The sequence below is a fragment of the Flavobacterium jumunjinense genome (assembly GCF_021650975.2).
In the GTDB taxonomy this organism is placed as follows: Bacteria; Bacteroidota; Bacteroidia; order Flavobacteriales; family Flavobacteriaceae; genus Flavobacterium; species Flavobacterium jumunjinense.
The window spans coordinates 4,335,145-4,358,928 of sequence record NZ_CP091285.1 but is presented as its reverse complement, the minus strand read 5'-3'; the positions used below and the strand labels follow the sequence as shown (position 1 = coordinate 4,358,928).

24 protein-coding genes are annotated in these 23,784 nt (G+C 31.1%); 6 read left to right on the top strand and 18 right to left on the bottom strand.

Features of this window, described 5'->3' with window-relative positions; translation table 11 throughout:
- Positions 1-3: 3 nt before the first annotated feature.
- The 5 genes from L2Z92_RS19770 to L2Z92_RS19750 all read left to right on the top strand — a co-directional run bounded on the left by L2Z92_RS19770 (position 4) and on the right by L2Z92_RS19750 (position 4,657).
- Entirely contained in the window at positions 4-516 is a 513-nt protein-coding gene (locus tag L2Z92_RS19770) for an SRPBCC family protein (protein ID WP_236456448.1), read from the top strand.
- A 251-nt stretch (positions 517-767) separates the two neighbouring features.
- Entirely contained in the window at positions 768-1,805 is a 1,038-nt protein-coding gene (locus tag L2Z92_RS19765; protein ID WP_236456447.1) for a TlpA disulfide reductase family protein, read from the top strand.
- Positions 1,806-1,920: 115 nt separating this feature from the next.
- The gene (locus L2Z92_RS19760) at positions 1,921-2,925 is read left to right on the top strand and encodes a hypothetical protein (protein WP_236456446.1); all 1,005 of its coding nucleotides are present in this window, start codon (positions 1,921-1,923) and stop codon (positions 2,923-2,925) included.
- Positions 2,926-3,195: 270 nt separating this feature from the next.
- Positions 3,196-3,678 carry a hypothetical protein gene (locus tag L2Z92_RS19755; protein WP_236456445.1) on the top strand — a complete coding sequence of 161 codons (483 nt, stop codon included), beginning with the start codon at positions 3,196-3,198 and terminating at the stop codon, positions 3,676-3,678.
- Positions 3,679-3,826: 148 nt separating this feature from the next.
- Positions 3,827-4,657, top strand: coding sequence for an outer membrane protein assembly factor BamD (locus L2Z92_RS19750; RefSeq protein ID WP_236456444.1), 831 nt, complete (start codon positions 3,827-3,829; stop codon positions 4,655-4,657).
- 307 nt (positions 4,658-4,964) lie between these two features.
- Here the strand turns inward: L2Z92_RS19750 and L2Z92_RS19745 are convergent, their stop codons facing one another.
- From L2Z92_RS19745 to L2Z92_RS19670, 16 genes are all read right to left on the bottom strand, one after another.
- The gene (locus L2Z92_RS19745; protein WP_236453678.1) at positions 4,965-5,294 is read right to left on the bottom strand and encodes a hypothetical protein; all 330 of its coding nucleotides are present in this window, start codon (positions 5,292-5,294) and stop codon (positions 4,965-4,967) included.
- Between the two features lie 53 nt (positions 5,295-5,347).
- Entirely contained in the window at positions 5,348-5,764 is a 417-nt protein-coding gene (locus L2Z92_RS19740; protein ID WP_236456443.1) for a hypothetical protein, read from the bottom strand.
- Positions 5,765-5,820: 56 nt separating this feature from the next.
- Positions 5,821-6,318: a hypothetical protein gene (locus L2Z92_RS19735; RefSeq protein ID WP_236456442.1), complete on the bottom strand. Its 498-nt coding sequence runs from the start codon at positions 6,316-6,318 to the stop codon at positions 5,821-5,823.
- Between the two features lie 591 nt (positions 6,319-6,909).
- A complete protein-coding gene (locus L2Z92_RS19730) occupies positions 6,910-7,542 on the bottom strand; it encodes a hypothetical protein (protein ID WP_236456440.1) in 633 nt (210 codons plus the stop codon).
- A gap of 141 nt (positions 7,543-7,683) precedes the next feature.
- Positions 7,684-8,514: a hypothetical protein gene (locus tag L2Z92_RS19725; protein WP_236456439.1), complete on the bottom strand. Its 831-nt coding sequence runs from the start codon at positions 8,512-8,514 to the stop codon at positions 7,684-7,686.
- A gap of 497 nt (positions 8,515-9,011) precedes the next feature.
- Entirely contained in the window at positions 9,012-9,674 is a 663-nt protein-coding gene (locus tag L2Z92_RS19720) for a CPBP family intramembrane glutamic endopeptidase (RefSeq protein ID WP_236456438.1), read from the bottom strand.
- A gap of 124 nt (positions 9,675-9,798) precedes the next feature.
- Positions 9,799-10,635 (bottom strand): LytR/AlgR family response regulator transcription factor, encoded by an 837-nt coding sequence (locus tag L2Z92_RS19715; RefSeq protein WP_236456437.1) that lies wholly within the window; start codon positions 10,633-10,635, stop codon positions 9,799-9,801.
- Positions 10,636-10,921: 286 nt separating this feature from the next.
- Positions 10,922-11,605, bottom strand: coding sequence for a hypothetical protein (locus L2Z92_RS19710; RefSeq protein ID WP_236456436.1), 684 nt, complete (start codon positions 11,603-11,605; stop codon positions 10,922-10,924).
- Positions 11,606-11,836: 231 nt separating this feature from the next.
- Positions 11,837-15,769, bottom strand: a complete 3,933-nt coding sequence (locus L2Z92_RS19705; protein WP_236456435.1) for a Dyp-type peroxidase — start codon at positions 15,767-15,769, stop codon at positions 11,837-11,839.
- A 511-nt stretch (positions 15,770-16,280) separates the two neighbouring features.
- The gene (locus L2Z92_RS19700) at positions 16,281-17,504 is read right to left on the bottom strand and encodes a DUF4272 domain-containing protein (RefSeq protein ID WP_236456434.1); all 1,224 of its coding nucleotides are present in this window, start codon (positions 17,502-17,504) and stop codon (positions 16,281-16,283) included.
- 525 nt (positions 17,505-18,029) lie between these two features.
- A complete protein-coding gene (locus tag L2Z92_RS19695; protein ID WP_236456433.1) occupies positions 18,030-18,191 on the bottom strand; it encodes a hypothetical protein in 162 nt (53 codons plus the stop codon).
- A 1-nt stretch (position 18,192) separates the two neighbouring features.
- Entirely contained in the window at positions 18,193-18,663 is a 471-nt protein-coding gene (locus tag L2Z92_RS19690; RefSeq protein WP_236456431.1) for a YybH family protein, read from the bottom strand.
- Between the two features lie 89 nt (positions 18,664-18,752).
- Positions 18,753-19,334, bottom strand: a complete 582-nt coding sequence (locus L2Z92_RS19685; RefSeq protein WP_236456430.1) for a Crp/Fnr family transcriptional regulator — start codon at positions 19,332-19,334, stop codon at positions 18,753-18,755.
- A 2-nt stretch (positions 19,335-19,336) separates the two neighbouring features.
- Positions 19,337-19,849 (bottom strand): hypothetical protein, encoded by a 513-nt coding sequence (locus tag L2Z92_RS19680; protein WP_236456429.1) that lies wholly within the window; start codon positions 19,847-19,849, stop codon positions 19,337-19,339.
- A gap of 17 nt (positions 19,850-19,866) precedes the next feature.
- Positions 19,867-20,337 (bottom strand): OsmC family protein, encoded by a 471-nt coding sequence (locus L2Z92_RS19675; protein ID WP_236456428.1) that lies wholly within the window; start codon positions 20,335-20,337, stop codon positions 19,867-19,869.
- Between the two features lie 119 nt (positions 20,338-20,456).
- Complete coding sequence (locus L2Z92_RS19670; protein ID WP_236456427.1) at positions 20,457-21,089, bottom strand: NAD(P)H-dependent oxidoreductase; 633 nt, start codon at positions 21,087-21,089, stop codon at positions 20,457-20,459.
- Positions 21,090-21,205: 116 nt separating this feature from the next.
- Between L2Z92_RS19670 and L2Z92_RS19665 the strand changes: the two genes are divergently transcribed.
- A complete protein-coding gene (locus L2Z92_RS19665) occupies positions 21,206-21,571 on the top strand; it encodes a winged helix-turn-helix transcriptional regulator (protein WP_236456426.1) in 366 nt (121 codons plus the stop codon).
- Positions 21,572-21,732: 161 nt separating this feature from the next.
- On the opposite strand, the gene L2Z92_RS19660 is transcribed toward L2Z92_RS19665, so the two are convergent.
- Positions 21,733-22,305: a pentapeptide repeat-containing protein gene (locus L2Z92_RS19660; RefSeq protein WP_236456425.1), complete on the bottom strand. Its 573-nt coding sequence runs from the start codon at positions 22,303-22,305 to the stop codon at positions 21,733-21,735.
- A gap of 17 nt (positions 22,306-22,322) precedes the next feature.
- Positions 22,323-23,672, bottom strand: coding sequence for a DEAD/DEAH box helicase (locus L2Z92_RS19655; protein ID WP_236456424.1), 1,350 nt, complete (start codon positions 23,670-23,672; stop codon positions 22,323-22,325).
- Positions 23,673-23,784 lie beyond the last annotated feature (112 nt).

Genomic DNA, 23,784 nt, shown 5'->3' with positions numbered 1-23,784 from the left:
GATATGAAAACAAATTCCCAAAAAATCGAGCAAGTAAAAGTAATAATGATTGTAAATTCATCGGTAAAAGAAGCATTTAATGCAGCTATACAATCAGACTTATCAAATATTTTTAAAAAATATAAAAGCTTACCAAGTATTATTGGAACAGATTTAACTGAAAGTTGGATAAAAGAAGGATTAGTACGGACAATTTTTTTTGAGGATGATACACAAGTTACAGAAACACTTTTAAAAGTTATACCTCACGAGTTTTTCTCTTATAAAGTTGAAAATTTCACATCAACACTTCGATATTTAACAACAAAAATTGAAGGAGATTGGATATTTACAAAGAAAAACACAAATCAAACACAAATTGAATGGAACTACAACATATATCCAAAAAATGTATTTGCTAAGTTTTTGATTAAATTAACTCTTAAAAAAGATTTGCATGGTTATTTAACAAATGCACTAAAAATAGTGAAACAAAATAGTGAAACAAAGAAAATGAACCCTAATCAATTCATATAAGTATTTTTCCAGCCACTATAGAAACATTTTTTCAAAAAGTTTAAGTTATTATTTGTTTAAAACAAAATTCGTAAATCAAAACAAACTATCTCACTTTACTCCCATTTATGCATATTGCAAGGTTAAAAAGAATAGTTTAGATTTGAAGAAGTAAATAAAAATTATCAGACTCATCTATCCTTTTTGGATGTATAGGTCTAATAACTTCAGATCTATAACCAATTTACCATACAATTGAAAAAACTACATTTATGAAAAAACTATTTTTGGTGTTATCAATCCTCTTAATAATAGCTTCTTGTAAGGAGAAAGAAAAAGTAACAAAAAAAGAAATTTTTAATTTAACAGTTACTGCGAAAAATTTTCCAGACAGTACGAAAGTTTATCTCTATAATAGAGATATTGATAAGAACATAGATTCAGCTTATGTTCTAAACCAGAGTTTTAATTTTTCTGGAAAAGTAGATTTGCCATCGCTTTGTTATTTGGAATTTTATGACAAAAACAAAAAACAGATTGAACCTTATAAGTTTTTCTTTTTAGAAAATCAAGACATCTCAATTATTGGAGATTATTCGGACTTCATTAATGCTAAAGTGATTGGTTCTTATCAAACGAATTTATATTTAAAATACGATTCTATCTCTACAAATAGTGATAAAGCAAACAGAGCTTCTAAAGAAATTGATTTTCTGTTTTCAAATGCCAATAACCAAATGACGCTGAATGAATTATTATACAAGAAAAAAGAAATTTCAAAAGATAGTTTATTAGTGTTTTATGAAAAATTAGATTCTATAAACTCAAATTCAGCGAAAGGACAAGAGTTGCTTACTTATGCAAAAACTATTGACATAAAAGTTGGAGATAAATTTAGAGACATTATTGGAAAAGACTTAAATGGAGAGAAACACAAATTATCTGACCATTTAGGAAAAATTATTTTATTAGACTTTTGGGCACCAGGTTGTTATCCTTGTAGGTTACAAAATAAAAATGAGTTTCCAGAATTAGTTAAAAAATACAATAAAGAAGACTTTATTATTATTAGTTATTCACTTGATACTAATGAAAAATCTTGGCGAAAATCCAGTGAAGACGACAAAATTAATTGGTTGAATATTTCTGATTTAAAAGGAATGAAAGGGGAGAATGTTAACAAATACGCAGTAACTACAATTCCAAATAGTTTTTTAATTGACCAAAATGGAATTGTAGTTAAATCGTTTATTGGATTTTCAGATGGGTCAAATGTAATCGAAAAGGAAATTGACCGACTTCTGAAATAAAACTATCTGACTACATATTTATAAGTATTGCAAGGTTAAAAAGAAAAGTTTTAGTTTGTAAAGAAAACACAACAATAGTTGGGTTTATCTGTACCTAACACGATAAAAGATTAAAATGATAAATAAAATAGTTGCACTTGAAACCCTTGATGAATTAGAAAATTATTTGCTAAAACAAAATAATACAGACGATTTAAGAAATAATCTTTTAGAGCAATTCACAAAATATGCAGATTATAAAAATGCAGAAGATTGGAATAAATGTGTACGTATTTGTGAAAGCTTAGCGATAGTTGGTTGGGGAAATCATGAGCCATTAGAAGCATTGAAAGGAATATTTTTTAATGGTAACCCAATGACCTGTTTTATTAATAAGTTTGGAAAACCTCGTTTTGTTGACGCAATTTGGTCTAAAAGAAAAAACGGAATAACAATGGAACAAGGAAGAACCAGTTTTCATTCAAGTCCCGATGACAACAGTCAACGAAAAACAATTCTATCAGATTATATAACAAAAGAGAATATAAAAGATAGTAAGCTACAAAGTCAACGAAATTGGATTCCTAAAAACCCTATTTGGATACAAAGAGGCATTAGTAACTGTTATGAAAATTCAAAAGAAGTAATTGAATCGATTAATAAAGAACTTCAAGTAGAGTTAAATCAAAAAATGCAACCAGAAAAATACGGTAGAAAAGTGAATCGAATTATTCTAAACTGTTCGTTCAGTTATTTTGACCATTACGCTTGTAAAGCAAACTATATCATAAGCGAAAGTGATAAAAAAATGACCAGTAAAAATGCTTATATTGAAATACAGAAAATGTTTTCAAAAAAAGAAATAGAAGAAAACGGATATTTTTTAAGAAATAGATATGAATTTGGTCCTTATAAAAAAGATACAGGAAACACAAAAATAACCATACATTTTGAAAAAGAATTCAGTGAGTTAAGTCATTCAGAACAAAGAATTAAGCTATACGAATATTTTTCATTTGCCATAAACAAAACGGTAGAAAAATTAAAAACGAAGAAATTGGATTATAATTTTGAACTCATGTTAACAGATTTTAATGAAATTTTATCTAATTGGAAAAATAAAAAATCGGATCTATATTAATCCGAAAAATTAACATCTCCGCTTCACTTAATTATACAATTTTGAGGCACAACCATAACTTCTCGATACGCTTCACACTCTAAGTAACGTAGCTTGTGTTTATTGATTGCGTTGAAAATAAATTGATGTATTTAGCACTCCGTCAGTTCGAGTTTTTTAACGGAGAGCAACGGAGTTAAAAAGTATCGAGAACCTGTATTAATACTAACGTTGTCGATTTTAGATAAGTTAATTCCAAATAGAATTTTGAAATAGAAACTTTACCAAAAAATGGAAGAAAAAGTAAATTTAGAATGGAATGAACACCTGAATAAAATCTATGAATCAATAGATAATGACGAATTGAGTTATCCAATATTATTGTTTTGTCATGTACTTTGGGATTTTGAAGTTTATAATAAACCGACTGAAATTATTGAAGAAGCAATAATTGGACATTGGGCATTAAATGAGCATTTATCAAAAAATGTTGATGAATTAGAAATTGTTATTGATAGTTTTGGAAAAACTTATAAATTATGTCACGAACATTATGACAAAAAAACTAAAACTGAATTTTCTTATCCTTCAAATAGAATAGGAGTTGAAACAATAGAAAACTTAAAGAAGAGAATTATCGATGGTTGTAATGATTATAGTATAACATTTTCAGTATCAGAAAAGGAAACCCTTAATGCAAAAATGGAAATAATAAAAGAAATTAAATCGATTAACGAATTAATACACTTTGTAGATAAAGAAATACACTTTTAGAATAAAAAAAGACAGAATGGTAACAAAGTATATCATTAATTGTTTAGTTCAAGGCTATTTACAAAAAAATATAGATTTTCTATTTAGTTTAAATTTGCTAGATTAGGAGCTTAAAACACATATACATAGTATTAAATTTTAAAAAACAATGAAAAAAACAATTCGAATAATTTTTATACTAATTTCTTTTTTATCAATTGGGCAATCCAAAATAGATAGTCTTTTTACAATTGGAGATTCTAAATTTGAAGAAAAAGATTATGTTAAAGCAAGAGAAGTTTATAATAATATAAAATCGCAACTCCCAAAAGAAACAAGTGATTATAAATATGTAGCAGACCAGATTGCAATGATTTATTTTTTTGAAAGAGATAATTTAAGAAAGCAAGAAAAATATGAAGAATCGAACAAGTATTTGAATGAATTTCTAAAATATATTGATGATGAGAAAGAATATATTAGACCTTTTTGGAATGATGAGAAAAAATATTTCATAATTAAAACCATAATTCAAAATTGCTTCGCAACTAATAATTATCAAAAAGCAAGAGAATATCAAAATATTCTTTACGAAGCATATAAACAAAAGAAATTACCCGAAGGCATAAACCAAAATTACAGTTTCGAAATGTTTAAATGGGAAGATAAAAACATTTGGGGTTATGAATGGTTTGCTGAATTAGGAGATGAAGAATCTAAAGGAAGTTTTTCAAAAATTGTTTATTATGTTTATAGCACTGATGAGAATGGGGAAGATAAAGTTGAATTATATCGACTTCACGTTTTAAAAGTTCATAAGATTGAAGAGAAAATGCCCGATTATGTTTTAACTAAGAGATTGGCAAAAGCAACGAATGAAGTAAGTGGCACTTTATGGTCTTATACATATAATTCACCTATAGAATATGAAAAACTAAAGAAAGATGTGGAAGAAGTATTAAAAGGAAATTATAAAGTCCAAACAAGTGGAAACAATTAAGAAAGAAACTGAGTACAATATTGTATATAAAAAATAACCAAAGCCGTTGTTAACATGATGTTTTTGGCACTTTTGTAAAGCTGTTAGATTTTATAAACACTCGCTCCACATAATTATACAATTTTGATGCACAACCAAAACTTCTCAATACGCTTCGTACTCGAAGAGACTTAGCTTGTGTTGAAAAGAAATTTCTGTATTAACACTCCGTCAGTTCGAGTTTTTTAACGTAGCGTAACGGAGTTAAAAAGTATCAAGAGCTACACCTGTCAGGTTTCTAAAACCTGACAGGTGTAGAGCCAAAAACCTATTTCTTCAACACCTGCAACAACACCTCTTTTTCTGCTTTAAGAATTTTAATTTCCTCTTGCAATTGCGCTATAGTTATATCTTTAGTTTCCGTTTCAGGATGAGCAGCCGAGTAGGTACTAGGCAACAAATCGGCAAGATCTTGAAAAAAGTTGTGCTTTAAGGCAATAGAAAGGTTTAAAATAATGTCTGTTTTTAAGGAGGCTTGCCTTTGATAATATAAAATGGTAGCATCCGTTTTTTTAATTTTTCTTGCTAATGCACTTTTAGCTATTTTTCTGCTGTCGATTTGTTTTTTTATTAAATCTCCTATGTGTAAGGTCTCCATGTTTTTATTGTTTTATTAAAGAGCACTACTATTAAATATAACGGTTGCTAAATTTAAAAGAGTAATGAATCATTTATTAAATAGCTACATAAAAGTAAGTGTTTTTTTAAACTAAATTTAATAAATGCGCTATTTAATTTAGTAAATGCGCTATTTAATTTAGTAAATGCGCTATTTAGTTTAATAAATGCGCTATTTAATTTAGTAAATGTGCTATTTAGTTTAGTAAATGCGCTATTTAATTTAGTAAATGCGCTATTTAGTTTAGTAATTGTGCTATTTAATTTAATAAATGCGCTATTTAGTTTAATAATTACACTATTTAATTTAATAAATGCGCTATTTAGTTTAATAAATGTGCTATTTAGTTTAGTAAATGTGCTATTTAGTTTAGTAATTGTGCTATTTAATTTAATAAATGCGCTATTTAATTTAGTAACTGTGCTATTTAGTTTAATAAATGCATTCATTTTGTTCAAAAAAAAACTGCTAACCTTTATAGTTAGCAGTTCTATCGTTTTTCTTTTTATTGTAAATCAGGAGAAAGTCCTCGACCACCACTTTTTCCTTGCGATTCGAAACGGACTTTCAATTTGTCATAGCCCGATTTTGCGTTGGCTATACCCGAATCCGAAGCATCGCGGTAACTTTTGTACGCTTTGTTTGCCATTCCAAAAGCTTCATGACCAGCAATTCGTTTTGCATCTTTCACACGTTGTAAAAGATTCGTTAACCCCGATTCAATAGCGTCCAATTGGTTAAAAATAGTTAAGTCATTTTGCAACGCATCCAAGTCAATATAAGGAGGCAAAACACCCGTTCCAGTAGCCCTAGCCTCGGTAAGCACATCTTCCGAAAATACTTTGTTACTCACATCAATAGCCGTGTAGCTATTGCGTTGCGTGTCTGTAAGCGTAGTGTTTTCTGGTATCTTGCTCAATATAGCGTTGATACTCTCGTTAATCGTGGTAACGTCTGCCGCAGCAAGAACCACATTGATTCTGTTTTCAGATAAATTTGACATATTTGTTGTGTTTATAAATTTGTGTCAATTTTACTACTTTTCTAGTATTCGAAAATATATTTTAATTTTTATTTAACACATTGGTAGTGAGAGTAGTGCTTGCCGAGATAGTTGCGTTTGTTTTTAGAAGCACAAAAATCGCACTTCGGTAGTAAACCAGTCCCGCTATCCACTCTATCTGTTATTACTTCGTTCCTCGCAATAACAGGATGCTGTTTCTATCGGGTCTATGCTTCATGTTTAGTTAGTACTAGGCACTGTTTTAGTGAAGTGCAAAAGAATTCAAAAAAACAAATAAACCAAGCTAATGCGACCCTTAACAGGGAGACAAGTTTGGGTGTGAGTAAGATGTTTAAGATTGCTTATTGTGTTGTAAAAGTGCTATCCACAAAAATGACTCTCCATAAACTTGTCATGCTGTAAGCATCGCATTAGAAGCTTACAGCATGACTTGAAAGAGTACTATAAAAAAAGCAACCTCGGCTCTGCAAAGTCTCATGACTTTGAGGTCTAAGTGTTTGAGTAGATGTTTTTTTTATTGTTTAGCGCAAAGTCAGGAGGCTTTGTGCAGTGGGTTAGCAACTACTTGCGCTATTTTTTATTTACATTGTCAGCTTTAGTTGTTTCTCCAATACTTATAGTATTTCCGAACGAAATAGTCAGAAATTCTGTTTCTTTAAAATATTTATTCAGTTCTTTTTTTCTTTTTCGAAACTTCTTTTTCGTTTTTCGGATGTTATATCTAGAAGTGAATTCTTCGTCATATTTGCCTTCAGGATTTTCAATTCCAATGACTAGCTCTTTATACACTTTTTTAAACTTATTATTGACTAGATTAATTATAATGTCTGTTTTAGATTTTTTGCATAATTCAAAATCAAAAGTCGTCTTGCTTTTGCCATTGACATTAAAAGACAAACTTAAAGATTTATAACCTGTATCATCTTTTTCAAAGGTCAGTTTTTGATTGTTTTTTCTAAAAAAATATAAAGTATCATTTTCTTGAATTAAACTTATTGATTTTACTTCATTATTTTGAAATTCATACTTTTCATAAAGTATTTTATTAGAGTTATTTATTTTAAAGAATCCATTATTGGTAGATATTAACAAATCAAACTCTGAACTTTTCAGGGTATCATTTTGGTGTAGGATTATCAGCTCTGAATTTTGAGAAAATCCAAATAAAGAATTCAGGAAAATTAATATTAAAATGTTTTTCATAATTAAAGCTAACGGTTCTGTATAAGATTAGTTGCGTGTTTAAGCACTAAAGTTAGTAAATAAATCACAGATAGAAATCCGCGAGGATTTTTGTAAGCAGGCTAGGACTAGCCATTAATTGTACACGGTGTTATGCTTTGTTTATTTTTGAATATCGGACAATGTATGTAGGTTGATTTTATTAATAGCTGTTGTCTGTTTTTTTATTTTTTTCAATATATCAATCGCATTATTTTCAGAAATAAAAGTATGAACATATGGAGTTGTGGTCATTATTAGGATATCTATAATATCGGATTGTTCTATTTTTCGTTGTTTGTCTGAAAAGAATTTATAAAAAATAGCGTGAGCTAAAACATCTAAAGATTTCATTTTTTTTAGTTTTTTCTTATCGATTTCTACGTTTTGACCATTTAAAAATCGATATTTTATTTCATATCGCATAAATGCTCGAACGAAATCACCTTTCTTGTTTTTGATATTGTCTTTATTAATGTGTTTAAATTCAGGTTTGTCTAATACTGATATGACTTCATTATAATAATCCGTTGTATATCTGTCAACATTCTTAAAAGAAGCTTGTACTTCTGGTTTTTCTAACAAAAAGTCAAGAGAATTTGGGTTAAGTGATCTACCGTCAAAAGTAATTCCTTGAGGTGAAAGCAAAATAGGATTTACAAAAGGTATATTTCCTGCTATAAAATTTATTTCTTTTGCACCTAAAGGGAAATATGAAATCACGAATACACACGGATATATGGAATAGAATCTTTTAAAGTCTTTATATAAAGTTTCATTTCTTGCTATTTCATATAATGTGTAAGTACTAAAACAAAGAAGATGTTTTTCATCTACAGGATATTTCAACATAAATTTACTAATCAAGTCACCTTTTTTGCAAATATTACTTATAACATTTGTGTCAAGATAAACTAATTTATGGTCTTTATAAATACTATTTAATCCTATCATGAATGATTTTAAAGTTGGAAATTATGTTGATAATTTTGCGGAATAAAGCATAACTTATTTATATGTTTACTAAAGGAGTACATATCTCACCTATATTTGTTGTTTATGCGTACCTTTTTATTGCATCTAGATACAAACCTAAACTATTACCTACAAACCCATACAGGTATTTCTACCTGTTTTTGTTTCCATTTTGTAAATGTAAAGAGAAGTTTTTGCTGTTTTTTGCGGGAAAACGTAAATAGGGAAAGTTTTTTTATTTTTTTTTAGAAAAGGTGCTCGGTACACGAGTTCTCGATATATTTTTGTTCCGTTGCTCTCCACAAAAATACTCGTACAGACAGAGAGGGATTTTAACCACCCCGTCCTTCGGACACCCCTCCAAAGGTGGGGAATAGCACTTTTTTTATGAAATTGCTGTTTGAATTTCCTGAAAAACCACTCAAATAGACGGTCTATTGGGTAAATTCAAGAGGTAAGAGTAGTACTTGTCAAGGTTACGCCAAACCGAAGTAAATACAAATTAAAGCAATGGTGTCAAAGAAACCGTGTACTGCAATAATAAACCACAAATCGTATTTACGCAAGTAGAATAGTAGCGCTAAGAGTCCTCCGACAAACCCTGTAACAAGTTGCCCTGTAATGCCTTGATAACGGTGCATGAAACCGAAAAAACAAGCAAATAGCACAATATTGAGTACCATACTAATTTTACTTTCTCCAAAAAACTTTACAAATTGTCTCATGAAATAACCACGAAAGATGATTTCTTCTCCAAATCCTGCAGTTGCCCATACTACTAATAAAGCAATGGCACAGGCTGGAAGATTTCCTCTCAATTGTTCAAAATTGGAGTAATCTATAGGAACTCCCGTGAGTTTTGTAATTCCAGGAACCACAGCAAAGACATAAAGAGCGAAGAGTCCAAGTGCGACTAATGGAGCAAGTAGGAAGATGTTTTTGAATGTGAATTTTTCACGTTGAAAGCCAAGTGCGGCAAATGGTTTTCCTTTGTATTCTATATAATTCGCTATAATGATTACTATAGCTATAATGATATTTTCTATGTAACTGATTCGTATTGGTCCAAACCATAAAAAGCAGATGATTGCAACGGTAATTAATGGAATTACTGTCTGTCGTAATGTGATTTTGTTCATTGTTATTGATTTTAAATTCAAAGCGAAATACGGAACAAAATGGCTGAAAACCCTTTTAAATACTTGTTTTTTTACTGAATGGTCATCAATTTATTACTGAATAGTAGGTAGTTTTTGGTTTCCTTTATTCAAACCAATCTATAAATTCTTTTCGCTTGTAACGACTTACATTAATTGCAGCAATCACATCGTTTTCAATAGCTGCTTTTAACCGAATATGCAATTTGCCATTTTCAATCTTTTCAATTTGGTCTATAGCCTCTTTGTGAATAATTATTTGCCGATTGGCTCTAAAAAACAATTGATCGTTTATTTTTTCTTCGAGCTCATTCAATGTAAAATCGGTGGTAATGGTGGTGCCATCATTACGAACAGTATACACAATTTTGTTTTCGCTGTAAAAGCAGGCAATATTTTCATAGGTAAGCTTCGTTATTTTCGAACCGCTTTCAATAGTAATTTCAGCATCTTTTAGGGATAGCTTATATAAATTGTAGAGGTCTTTTGCATACAATATACCTATTAAAGTAAAACTCAATAATAAGGTAATTAGCAAACCAATTACTAAATAATAGAACGTTGTTTGCCCTCCTGTAACTATATTTAAAATAATATTTAGAGGAATATACATCATTGTAATATAGCCTAGAGTGGAGGCCATAAACCTTACGAGAGTGATCTTTTCTATTTTTTTAGAGAAATACTTTTTCTTGTAAAATTTAAAATTAAGTTCGGCTATGATGCCAATGAGAATACATAAAAGAATAGACGACAAAAAACCTTCTATAGGAAATCTATACGATGCACTACCTGGAAAACTTTCGCGCGATGCTAAATGATTGATTACTAAAGAGAAAATGGTAAATACAATTATTTTCTGAAACCAAGGCCATGCAGAACTACTGATATAGGAATCTCGTACTGTTTTTTTTGTATTCTTGGTTGGTTTTGTAGTACCCATGAATTAGAAGTTTTTTGTCAGATTCAAAAGTACAGAATAATTTCTCGATAGCATTTTTGCCAAGAAAATTTATCTAAATTTGATAAATACAATCGAATTTCAGTACACAAGTTCTCGATACTCCCGAAGCTTCGGGATTATGAAATCGCTATTCGCATTTCATAATAAACACTCGAGCAGACGGAGTAGTGGTTTGGTGGTAACTTTTGTTTCTAAATGAATAACCAACTATTGGAAAAGGTTTCATTAAAAGGATTGTAGAAAGTAGGTTTCAGTAGTAATTAATTTATAAGCTATTAGTAGCAATATTCTTTAATTTATTATTCAATGCGATGATGAATTCTTTTCGTTCAATTAGGTCATTTATCTCGCATTCGAATGTTTTAATATTATTCATATTAGGAAAAGACAGCTTTTTTTTCGCAATAGAATTCGATACTAGAACATTCACATAATTATAGGTTAAAATAAGCTTTTGAATGAAATCGGTCTTAGTTGTTTTTAATCCTATTTTATTAGCTGTTCTTTCATTTAGAATATAGGTAGTTCCTTTTATTTTTACAGAAGTATTGTGGTCTTTTTCACAGGTTGCTATTAAATTTAAAAGACCTTCTAAGTAGTGTTGGAGTATAAAATTAGTTCTTTGTATTCCATTTAATGTTTTGTCTATTACAAAAACGTAGTCGAATAAAGATCCTCCATGAACTATTATAGTTCCGTTTTTTTCTTTTTCGGCAATGAAAAGAGAAGAATAATAAATTAACCTTCCGTTTTTCTTAAGTGTTGGAACATCAAAGAAGGGTGCAATTATGGAAAGTGTAATTACTATGGATAAAATGAATAAAATATAGAAACCACTAACTATTGCTACAGCTAAGATGATGAGGTTAAAAAAGAAAGCAACAATTCCGATTTTTAGCTGAATATGACTTTGTTCTTTAGTCGATTTTAGGAAGTAACGATGGTTCATTTTATGATGTTTTCAGTGGTTTGTAGTCATTAGAAATGGAGATTATCCAAAATCAATCAAGCAAATATAAGGCATACTTTTTAATTCTCGGAACGTTGCATATAAAGTATGAATTGAAGGAATGGTATTCGCTATAAAGTATAATGGAAAAAACAAAAGAGGGAAAAAATCCCTCTTTGCTTTTAGTCTATTATTTTAGAAACTACTTATTTATAAGGTAGTTTGAAATGATTATCCTTCTAGTATTTTTTCATGAAACGGACAACCTGCTGCTTTTGCTGCTTTGGCAGTTTCTTCTTTTACTACATTGTTAGGAGTAGAAACGGGTCTTCTTCTGTGTTGGTCCTGAATGATAGGAAAAACAGAGGTAAAGAAGTTTGTCCAACCTCCTGTGCGAACACGTAATAAATCGTATTGTTCAGGTTGTGTTACAGCGTCTCCAAAAGTATTTGGATCGGCAACGGTTACTGTTAAAATGTTAGACGAATGTCCGTTAGCAAATTGACGCATAACTTGTTGTAAGCGTTTTGCAGGGAAAGCTTCATCAATATTAAAATCGGTGGGTGCTCCGTCGCACATTAAATCGGTTCCTTTTCCTTCAAATCCAGCTAAGGCTTCTTCAAAACCAGCATATTGGTGTTCTATTGAAAGATCGGACATACTTGGTGCTGCACTTAAATCGGAAGCAACAGTTGTTCCTAATCTACGTCCGTCTGCACTTGCACCATTCCAAGCTCCCATTTCTACATGGTTTTCAAAAGTTCCAACACCTGGTTGAATTTGAATTCCAAAAGGATGCTCTTCTGTACCATAGGTATTCGCCATGTTTTTTAAAGTTTCATAGAATTGTGGCCATGGTTCTGTGAAATTCTGTACCGATAAGTTGGCAATTCGTTCTACAATTTCATTTCCTAATTCATCAATTTCGGTTATGCCCCTTCCGTATCTTGGTTGTTCTAAAGCTACTTCTCGCAATCGTTTAAAACGATCAGAACTTTCTCCAATACGGGTTTCTCCAGCTAAATTACTAATGAATGGTTCTGTCATTTTGTATCCCCAATCGCAACACAAACATTCTAATAATTCAGGTAATGTAGTTACAGCTGTTTTCTCATCGAATACCATTTTTTTAATAGCATATAAGGAGTTGATGGTAGAACTCAATGCAATATAACACGGTCCGTAAATGTTATATTTTGCACCTCCATAATAAAAATCTTGTCCTTTTGCTAAGCAATCATCGACTAAAACATTCAAAATAGGTGAGGGACAAAATTTAGTATTAGCACCATAACTCATTAACTGACCATTGAATGCTTTTCGGTTTAATAAATCAAAATGTTGAAAATAAAGGGCTAATAATTCGTCAAAGGTTTTTATTTGATCGGCTGGTTTGGTGTCCATAGAAACTTTTTGTCCAAACAAATAACCTTGTCCAGCAGAAGAATAGGTGCGCCCTTGATTCAAGGCACATTCTAAAGGTTGCAGTGTTGAAAATCCACCTAAAGAGAACCAGTTTTCACCAGGAAATTGAGGTTCATAACATCCATCACAAGCATAATTTTGAGCAGATCGCATGGCTACAGCAGGTTGCCATGTTTTTACTTCGCTACCTAGTTTTCCACCTACATTATTTCCACTTTGATATAAACCTTCAATAATTTTTTCATCGTTTAATAAAATAGGATGCGCACCACCAGATAGCACAGCATGAGCGGCATCTTCTAGAATGTCGTCTGGCATGTCTTTTCGCGTTCTTAATGATAAACAAGGAGCGTTTAAAGGCAAGCGTCCAGAAGAACGAATGAATATTTTGGTAAGATCGCTATAGGCTGGTTTGGTTTTCGAAAAATCGATGGTTCCGTCGGCTACGGTTCCTCCAACAGTAATTTGTTGGATCCATTGTCCTAAGGAAGCCCCTTGTGGATAAGGTCCAGAACTACCACCCATCGCTAAGTTTCCAAACGGTTGATGGTCTTCCATGAAGATTCTGTTTTGTTGCACTTTCTCGTCTAATTTGATATAGAAAGCATCAATAATTTCCTGTGCTTCTTCTAATGAAATACCTTCTTTTTCATAGAAAGGTAATAGCCATTCATCTAAACGACCTAAGGCTGTTGGTTCTCCGTTTAAATGCAAACAATTGTGTAATGTAAATACAAATTGAACGGCTTCAACAAAAGTATCGGGTTTGTCGGTAGCTAATTTGGTCATGCGCTTGGCAATGGCTTCCAAGTTGTCTTTTTCCCATTGCTGTCCTTCTGCCATTTTTTTAGCTGTTCTAAGTGCTAATGCGGCATAATTTAAACAATATTCTGAAATTCCTTCAAGTGCTAACCATGCAGAACGGTATAAATCTTTGTTGTCTTTTGCTTTCTTTTCATAGGCTAAAACTTCTTCTTTCATTGCTGTTAAACCCATTTTTAGGGCTTTTTCATAATGAGGAATAACGTGACCAACACCTGAGGCTTCACTTAAGTTGGCTAAAAATCCGTCTAAACGTTCTTGTTCCGATAGGTATTTCATGATGTATCTACCTTCACCCAAGGAAAGGTTTGGCATGGCTCCTACGATGATTTCTTCTGGGGAAATGCGATAGGTATCAGAACCATAAATAACTTCACCTTCTTTTTCTCTGTAGGAGTTGTATGGAATTATTTCTCCGTTGTTTAATTTGATTCTTCTCCCTCTAAAACCGTAATCTTCGGAAGTAAATAGATTTAAGCTTAAACGAATAGCCCATCCTTTTCGAACCATAATCGATTCTTTCATGATGTCTGCTGGCTTGTCTTCGGCTTTTAATTCTTGTATATAATAACGGATGTCGTTTTTAATCTCTTCCTGTTTGCGGTTAAAATACCAGTTGTCTTGCCATAAGGAAAAGATGTTTTCTAATAAGCTCAACGTTCGTGTTGTTGGCACTTTGAAATAATCGTTATCTCTACCGATTCCTGTAGACATTGTGAACAAATAGTTCTTATGGTTGTAATACATTAAACCATTATCGGAAGCTTTTTTGAAATGTCGATCCAATCGATTCCAATCTACTCCTGGGAATCGCGACCAATCTCCTTTATCAAAATAAGAAAAATCATTAGAGTAAGTTTTGATTTCATGTAATCCTAAATCGTCAAGACTTGGAATATAGAAGAAGCCACCCAAATCGGAATGCAAATTGTTAAACAAACGGTCATTCATGAAGCCAGCTTCTGGTCCAATTTGATTGCGTAATATGTTTTCTAATATTTTAACGTCTTTACTAAAACCAGCAAAATAGATTCCTTCTTCATCGGAAGCTGTCACTGATTTTGGAACTCTAAATCCATATGAGGATTGTTTTGCCTGACCAAAAGGGAGTCCTAATCGTAAGATAGGTGTTGTGTTTCCGTTTTCGTCTTGTAATCGAGCACTTTTAATATGAGAACGTGTATCTCGGTCTGGAATAATAGTATCGTTTGTTTTTCTACCTATTAAATCTTCAATTTGACTTTCGGTCATCATGTTAATCTGATCCCAATTAATCAGGAAGCGTTGTGCTAACACAAAGGAAGCTCCAAAGTGATTCATATCTTCACCACCTACCAAGCTATGTTTTGCAATTGAAATAGGGTCGGAGGGATTGTTTAAATTTTCAGAAAAGCGACAACCTAATACTTTTCCATTCATTCCATCTTCCTGTGTAGATTTAGAAGCTGCTTCTTGTGCGTAATAGGATTTTGTTTCTTCTTTTAGTAGTTCAACAACATCTTTCAATACAATTTCGCAGGCTTCTTTATCATCACTTTTAATATGAAACCACAAGCTACCATTAGAATCTTGGAAAGCTCCTTTTGATTCTTCAAAAACACGTGATGTATTTTTATCGTCTACTTTGGGGTAGTTCAATGTCATTCCTTTCGGTAACGGCATTTTTTCTTCTTTAGAAATTTTTTCCCAATTAGAAAAAGAGACACCCATTATTAAGGAGGTATTTCTACTTTTAAGATTTTCATCGGTATTGATTTTATAACGTATAGTCGCCATAAGATTAGCTAATTCCTTACGAGAAGGTGTCCTTTCTAACCAAAATGTTGCATAAATAGCATGTGGAGATGGATAAACGAGTCCTCGTTGTGTGTGTTTCCACACTTCGTGCATTCGTTGACTAAGGTTTAGTTCTTTCATATGTTGTTAATTTATTTGTTGTTGCTAATGCTTGTTTAACAAATTTAAAATTAATAACATAAATTAATATAGGTATTTCTACCTGTTTTTTTGAGCGTTTTTTGTTTTTAGTACACGAGTCCTCGATACATTTTTTATGAAATTGCTGTTCGCATTTCATAAAAAACACTCGAACAGATGGGAGTGGTTGTTATGGAAGTTTTCTTGCAGATCATTTTTTTAAAAGCTCAGAAATTATAATACCAAGCGAATGCGACCCTTTACAAGGAGACAAGTTTGTGCGTAAATATTGAGCGTAAGATTACTTATTGTGTTTTTAAAAAAAACTATCCACAAAGTTGTTATGCTGAAAGCATCTCATTAGTGGTTGACTTAAAAATGGATAGGTGTTGCATATTGTGTTATGAAAAAAAATGATAGAGGGACTAATTAGAAGGGAGCCCATTCAAAATAATGTAAAATGTATGGCTTACACCTGTCAGGTTTTAGAAACCTGACAGGTGTAGATTTTCTAGGTATCGCAAGTAACATCGTCCCAATCTTGGTTTCTAAATTGAATTAACCAATTTAAGGTATAATGGCGTTCGTAAACAATACTAGGATTTACCTCTTCTATATTTCTTTGATTGATCCGAGCATCAACACATGCCCAGTCTAAACGATAGTACAAATCGGCCATGTCTAATATCTCTTCTTTAGAGCGAGAAGTTGTTATGCTATTAATAAAATCGTTAGGGTTTTTATCTGGTCCTACTGGATAATTTTCGTAAGGAATCGCGTTTAAATCGCATAATACATTAGGGAAAGCAAGGTTGTCAATATAATTTAAAACCCACATTAAAGTGTAAATACCTTCACATTTCCATGTTTCATACATTTTGCTCTCTTCTGTAGGGTTTGCAAGAAACTCAAACTCTTTTGGAGTAACCCATTCTTCAAGCTGGTGTTCTTTAATATAATCGAAAGCCTCTTGTCCCGAAATAGAATTAAATGCCACCATGTTTGTAATACCCAAAATACATACTCTTTGCGCTATTTCTTTTGGAGTACGAATTGTAGTTTCTTTTTCAGATTCTACACATGGTAGATTTTTATTAATCTTTACGTTTTTCTCTTTTAAAATAGCCTCAATTTTCTCTTTTCTATCCAATTGATCGGTTGTAATTTCATTTTCAGGAGTATCGTAGTATTTTGATTCAATGAAAACTTCTAATTTTTCAATTTCACAATTACCTTCTGTGTCAATAATAAGTTCTAGATTTTTATCTAAGAAATGTTGTGTTTTTACTTTGCTAATGATGGTGTTAGGTTGTGTAAAAAGAATGGCATCAAATTCTAATGCTAATTGTTCAATGGCAGATTTTAATTCTGGAAGTATTCCTTTTGTTTCTTCAATTGAAAATTCGCTATTTAATGTTGTGATTTTTTGTAAGAAAAGATTTTTGATCGTTTCATTTTTTGTAGGTAATGAATCTATATATCCATAAAGTCCTTTTAAATTATCAGTTAGTGGACTGTCACTAACTTGAGGAATTTGGAATGAAGGTGTTTCTCTTTCTCTATAAGTGATTTTTATTTTTTTAGAAGCCTTTAATAACCCTTCTTTTGATGAAATTTCTGCAATTGAAGAACCTTCTTCGTTTTTGGTTATTATTATAACATTAGGAATCGTTTTTTCTATTATTTTTAAAAGGTCATTGAAGCCTATTTTATGAGAATAAAAAGTGCAAGTCATTTTTTATAATGGTGTTTTCTGTTATTGTGTCAATCTATAACGGTAAAAATAAGAATTTATAGTAAGAAAATGTGATAACATGAAAACAAAAAGTAGCCTTCATTTGAATTAACAAACGAAGGCTACTTTTGAAATAGTTGGTTTGTGCTCTTTATTTTTTATTTAACGAATTTAAATAAAGCAAAGCTCCTCCTGCTAAAGCCATATCTTTTAATAGATTGGTCGTGTACATTTGTACCATTTCGCCTCCAGATAATACACCAGGTAAGCTAATTGTTATTGCAAATATATATTAATAAGACAGCTAAGAGTAAACTTGCCCAATCATCAAATTTTTGAATACTGATGCTTATACCATTTATCACTTGAATTTACTGCAATAAAACACCCTTTTTTCCTCGATATAAAATATAAAATAAAAACGTAACGATGCTATGCTTTGATTTTCTATTTTATATCAAGAAAAAAATCATCATTTTCTTTTACAGTAAATTCAAATCATAACTGGTATTACTCCTGCAGCTTCTAGCGCAAAACCTGTTGATATATCCAGAAAACACCTCCTGGAATAGGAACCATTCCCGCCATTGCTTTGGCATTCATGAAATGGAATAGTCCAAAAATAACCATGGGTATAAAAAATGAAAACCTTCCTAGCGCACTAATTTTATGGATTGAATGATTCATATTATTTCGTTTTATTAAACATGTATCGGGCTATCTTCCAAGTTTCATTTTCTTTTTCAAAAATGAATAGTTCTCTATTTTCTTCTGGAATTGTTGTTTTTGTAGCATGAATTAGTGTTTCTCCTTTTGAGCTGGTTACAGCAAAGGCTAAATTATTCTCTATCGTTATTTCTTCAATATAAAACTCAATATTTAATTGAATTTGAGAGAAAACAAAATCATAAGATGCTTTGATTTGTTCTTTTCCTATAGCAGATGGTCCAGAGGAAGGCATAAAAATGCCATTTTTTGTATAGAGTGCGGTTGCTTTTTCTGCATTAGAGGTGTTTAATGTCTCTTTATAATCCATTAATATCTTTTCAATTTCTAGTTTTGCTTGTTTTTCCATAATAGTATTTGTTTCCGTTAATTTTTCGTTTTTGCAGCTTGCTACAAGTAAAATGATTGTAGGCAATAGGAATAATTTCTTCATTTCTTTGTCTGTTTTTATTTCATTACAAAGATGCGAAGAGGCTAGGGAACTTACTTATAATCTAGTTTAAGAAAAAGTCTTAATGTAGTTTAAGATTGTGCGATTCTTTTGCGAATAGTACTTAGAAACTCAGGAGTTACGCCAAGAAAAGAAGCAATTTGTACATTGGAAATTCGGTTGAAAAGACTTGGGTATCGTTTTTCAAAGTCAAGATAACGTTCTTCAGCGGTGGAACTAATATTTTGTATAATTCTTCTTTGGCAACTGATTAATGCGTTTTCTGTGAACACTCTAAAAATAAGATTGAATTTAGGATAATCGACAAATAAGCGTATTTGATCTTCTTTTTGGATTTGTAAAATGGTTGCGTTTTCGAGTGCCTCAATATAGAATTTACTGGGTTCTTCAGAATGAAAACTTCCAATATCTCCAATCCACCAATTTTCTATAGCAAATTGTAAATTGTGCTCTTTTCCATTTTCATCTACCATAAACATTCTGAAACAGCCTTCTATTACAAATGTATTTACTTTACAAACATCGCCTTCTTGAAGAATGAATTGTCTGCGTTTTATTTTTCGCTCTTTGAATTTAGCAGAAACAATTGCTTTTTCTGCTGTATTTAATGGTAATATCTTGGAGAAATAGTCTATGATTGGTTTTGTGTTCATTTTTATTGTATTACTGTTGTGTACTTTCGCCCGATTAAGCTACATTTTTTTGTAATATTCCAAAATGCAAAGCCAGGTTCTGCTGTTGGAATTGTCCAATAGACAGTTGTGCCGTCTTGTATTTTAATTCCAAATTCTTCAAAATAGTCCTCTGTTTTTATACTTTTCACCAAAGAATAGGGTACTTTGTTTTGATCTAATATTTTATAACCTTCGTGATGTTTAAAGTGGGAATAATAGATGAATTCTGATTCTATTTGATTTGTTTTTATGAATCTTTCGGTTGTATTAATAATATAGGAGTCTGTACATTTTAGAACTAAAACAGGTATTTCATTTTCGTTTAACTTGATTAAAAGTAATATGCTTTTCTGTATTGGTTTTTCTATTAAATCAAAAAAAGTAAATAATTCTGAACCATTAAATTGAGATTTTGTCTTACCATAGTATTTACAAAACCAAAATTCAATACGTTTTTTAATTTGTTCTTCTGTCTTAAAAATTCGTTCTTCCATTTTATATAGCGATACAATTATTTAACTATAATTTTCGAATTGTGCGCTATTTTAAAATTACAAGAATTAGCAATAAAACATAATTTGTTTGCTTCTTCATGAAGATCATTCGCTTTTTGTGCCATTTTTTCATCGGTTATAGTTACAACTGGGTGTAAAGTGACGGTAGTAAATTTTCCTGATCCGTTTGCTGTTTCTTCCATTGTTCCAGTAGCGTTGTCAATATAGGTAGTGACAATAATTTTATTAACCGAACACAAATGCAAATACCAAAGCATGTGGCAAGACGATATTGATGATAAAAATAAATCTTCGGGATTGTATTTTGTTGGATCTCCTAGAAAAGCAGGATCGGAAGAACCATTTATTGCAGTATATTTTCCTTCGGCAACAATGTTGTGGTTCCGATTATACGATTTGTAATCGAGTGTTCCTTCTCCTAAATTCCCTGTCCATTCTACTTTGATTTTGTAATTGTGTGTTTTCATTTAGGATGTAATTTGTTAGTAGTATTCAAATTTACAATTAAAACCCAATAAAAAAACTTCGTTTAAAAGAATAAACGAAGTTTTTGAGTGTTTTATAAAAATATCAATTTAGAGAAAGATTACTTGATTTCTGTAATGAACTCTTCTTTAGGAGTTCTTACTTTTTTCATATTGACTAACCAATCGTTTTCTTCTTCTCTATAACCTAAAGCTAATATCAATGTGCTTTTTAGTCCTTGTTTATCAAGTTCTAATAGTTCATCAACTTTTGGAGGTACAAAACCTTCAATTGGTGTTGCATCTACTTTTTGTTCTGCTGCAGCAGCAATTGCTAAAGCAAATGAAATGTAGGATTGTTTCGCGGCATGATGTGCATGTGATTCTGTGCTTAATGGTTCATATAAACTCCAAAGTGTTTTTTTATACTCATCCATTGTGCTATGTGGTAACCCTCTTTCATCCATTGTATAATTGAAAACATCTTCAATGCGATCAAGTGTATAATCGTCCCAAGCTGCAAAAACTAATAAATGCGAAGCATCAACTATTTGACTCTGATTCCATGCAACAGGCTGAATTTTCTTTTTTAGTTCTTCGTTTGAAATGACGAAAATTTTATAAGGTTGTAATCCTGATGATGAAGGAGCTAATCGAGCGGCTTCTAATATGTAGTCCAATTTTTCTTGTGGAACGATAGCACCATTCATTTTTTTAGTAGCATATCTCCATTTTAAATCTTCTAGTAAGCTCATTTTTTTATTTTATCGTTTATAATACAAATTTAAGTATATTTACTTTACAAAAGTAAGTACTATATTAAAGTATAGTGCTATACTTTGGTATAGTAGAAATAAATTTTGAACAGAAGATGATAGTTAAAGAAGAAGTAAAAGAAATAAAAAAAGAGTGTACTTGTACAAAGATCATACAACCTGTTCAAGATGCGCTTTATGTTTTGAGTGGAAAATGGAAATTGCCCATTATTATTTCACTGTCTTATGGTAATAAACGTTTTAGTGAAATGGGTAGAGAAATACCTAAAATTACAGATAGAATGTTGTCTAAGGAACTTCGTGAACTAGAAATGAATCAATTGGTGCAACGAAAAGTGTATGATTCTGTTCCTGTTGTTGTAGAATATTCGTTAACGGAGTATGGGAAAACACTAAATCCAGCTATTGAAGAGTTATATAAATGGGGTTTAGAACATCGAAAAAGATTAATTGAAGAGTAGTTTGTGTTTTGTTCTTAATGGTTTCGTTTTACTTCTTGTTTATAAGTTGTCTGCTTTTTTGTAGCAATTTTTTTAAAAAGCATTTTTGCTACAGAAGTTGTAGCAATTTTTAAAATATAAAAAAATGCTACAAGAAATAAAGTAGTAAAAAGGACAATAGATTATTTTACAACAATATCATATTTGTGAAGTAAGCCTTGTAATCCTTCAAGTGAAAATTGCGCTTTTTTTATTTTATTTACTTCAGGATCGAACGCATAATTGAAACTAGTTGTAAAATCAGCTTTATTGAGTATGGTCTCTATGAAAACTGTTCTACGTAAATCGCAGTGATCAAAAATGGCTTCAGTTAAATCGGTTTTCATGAAATCGGCAGCAACTAAACTACAACCTGAAAAGCTAATTCTTTTTAATTTTAATGCATAGAACTTGGAGTAGTCCAAAAGACAATCAGTAAAATGAAAATCATAAATAACTTGGTCTGTCATGGCGAAATTTACATTGGTAAAATCGCATTTAAAAAACGCTACACCACGAAGCGAAACATAATTTATTTTTGTATCGTTAAAATTACATTCGGTAAACGTGCAATCTATAAAATAGACACTTGTAAAGTAGCAGTTTCTAAAATCGCAATTTACGAACTGGCAGTTTTCAAATTCTTTATATTTTATATCATCTTCTTTGAAAATTGTGCCATTAAATTGTTGGTCTTGTAGAAAATCGTTCGCCATGAGTTTTTATTACAAAATTATTTCTTTTTTCTTTTCGCTGCTTTTTTTGCTTCAACAGCTCTGTTTCTTGGTGCTGTTTTTCTTGGTTTGGTTTTTCCAGGACCCCCTAGGTTAACCTTTTTGTTTTTATCTTTTTTCTCATGGAATGCAGCGCCTCTCTCATCGGTATTGATTTTTTTACCAATAGATTTGAATCTACGCTTATCTTTCTCAAACTCTAATCTTTTTTCAGAAACTTCAATGTTTTCTGGCATTTCGAAGACTTCGATTTCTTTGTTCATCAAGGTTTCTGCAGCAAGATGTTGTTCCTCTTCATAAGGAGCAACAAAACTAATTGCAATACCTTCTTTGTCTGCACGACCAGTTCTACCAATACGGTGCATGTATTTTTCAGGACTATCTGCAAATTGAAGATTGATTACGTGACTAATATCGGAAATATCCAATCCACGTGCCATTACATCTGTGGTAATGATTCCTCTTAATTTTGAGTTTTGAAAATTAGCCATCGTACTTAAACGATAATTTTGCGTTTTATTAGAATGAATTACTCCAAATTGATCTGGAAAATCTTCATTCAATAATTCGAAAGCAACATCAACTAATTTTTTATTATTAACAAATATTAAAACACGATCAGTTGTTTCGTCTGTGCTTAAAATGTGCTTAATAAGGTTTATTTTTGTTAGGAAATTGGGTATATGATATAACTTCTGTTGAATTTGCTCTAATGGAGTTCCACTTGGTGCTAAAGATACTTCTTCTGGAAATTCGAAAAACTCATCTAATACATCATCTACATCTTCCGTCATGGTAGCAGAAAACATAATATTTTGCCTTTTGCTTTTCATCATTGACAAAATTGAAGTTAACTGAACTCGGAAACCAAGGTTTAAGATTTCATCAAATTCATCAATTACTAATTTCTGTAAATTATCAAAACGTAAAACACCGTCTAAAGATAAATCCATTACACGACCTGGTGTTCCTACTAAAATATCAACACCATCAGCTAAGTTTTTTCTTTGCGTATTAATGTTAACACCTCCAAAAATCCCTAGTGAACGAACAGATAGGTACTTTGTAAGTTTTTCAACTTCTTCAACAACTTGAACAACTAATTCTCTTGTTGGAACAAGTATTAGTACTCTTGGAGATTCATTATCTTGAAATTTCCATTGTTTTAAAATAGGTAATAAATACGCAAATGTTTTTCCAGTTCCTGTTTGTGCAATTCCCATCATATCTCTTCCTGATAGAATTACAGAGAACGATTTTTCCTGAATAGGTGTAGGGTTTACGAATCCTAATTCGTCTATTGCTTTTTGAAGCGATTTTGGTAAATCGAAATCTTGAAATGTTTTCATTAATGCTGTATTTTGCGCAAAGGTACGGAATCTTTTTGGTATTGAAGTTGTTGACTTATGTAACTTAGATTACATTTTTTAAGATTGATTTTTTGTACTTTCGTATAAAATA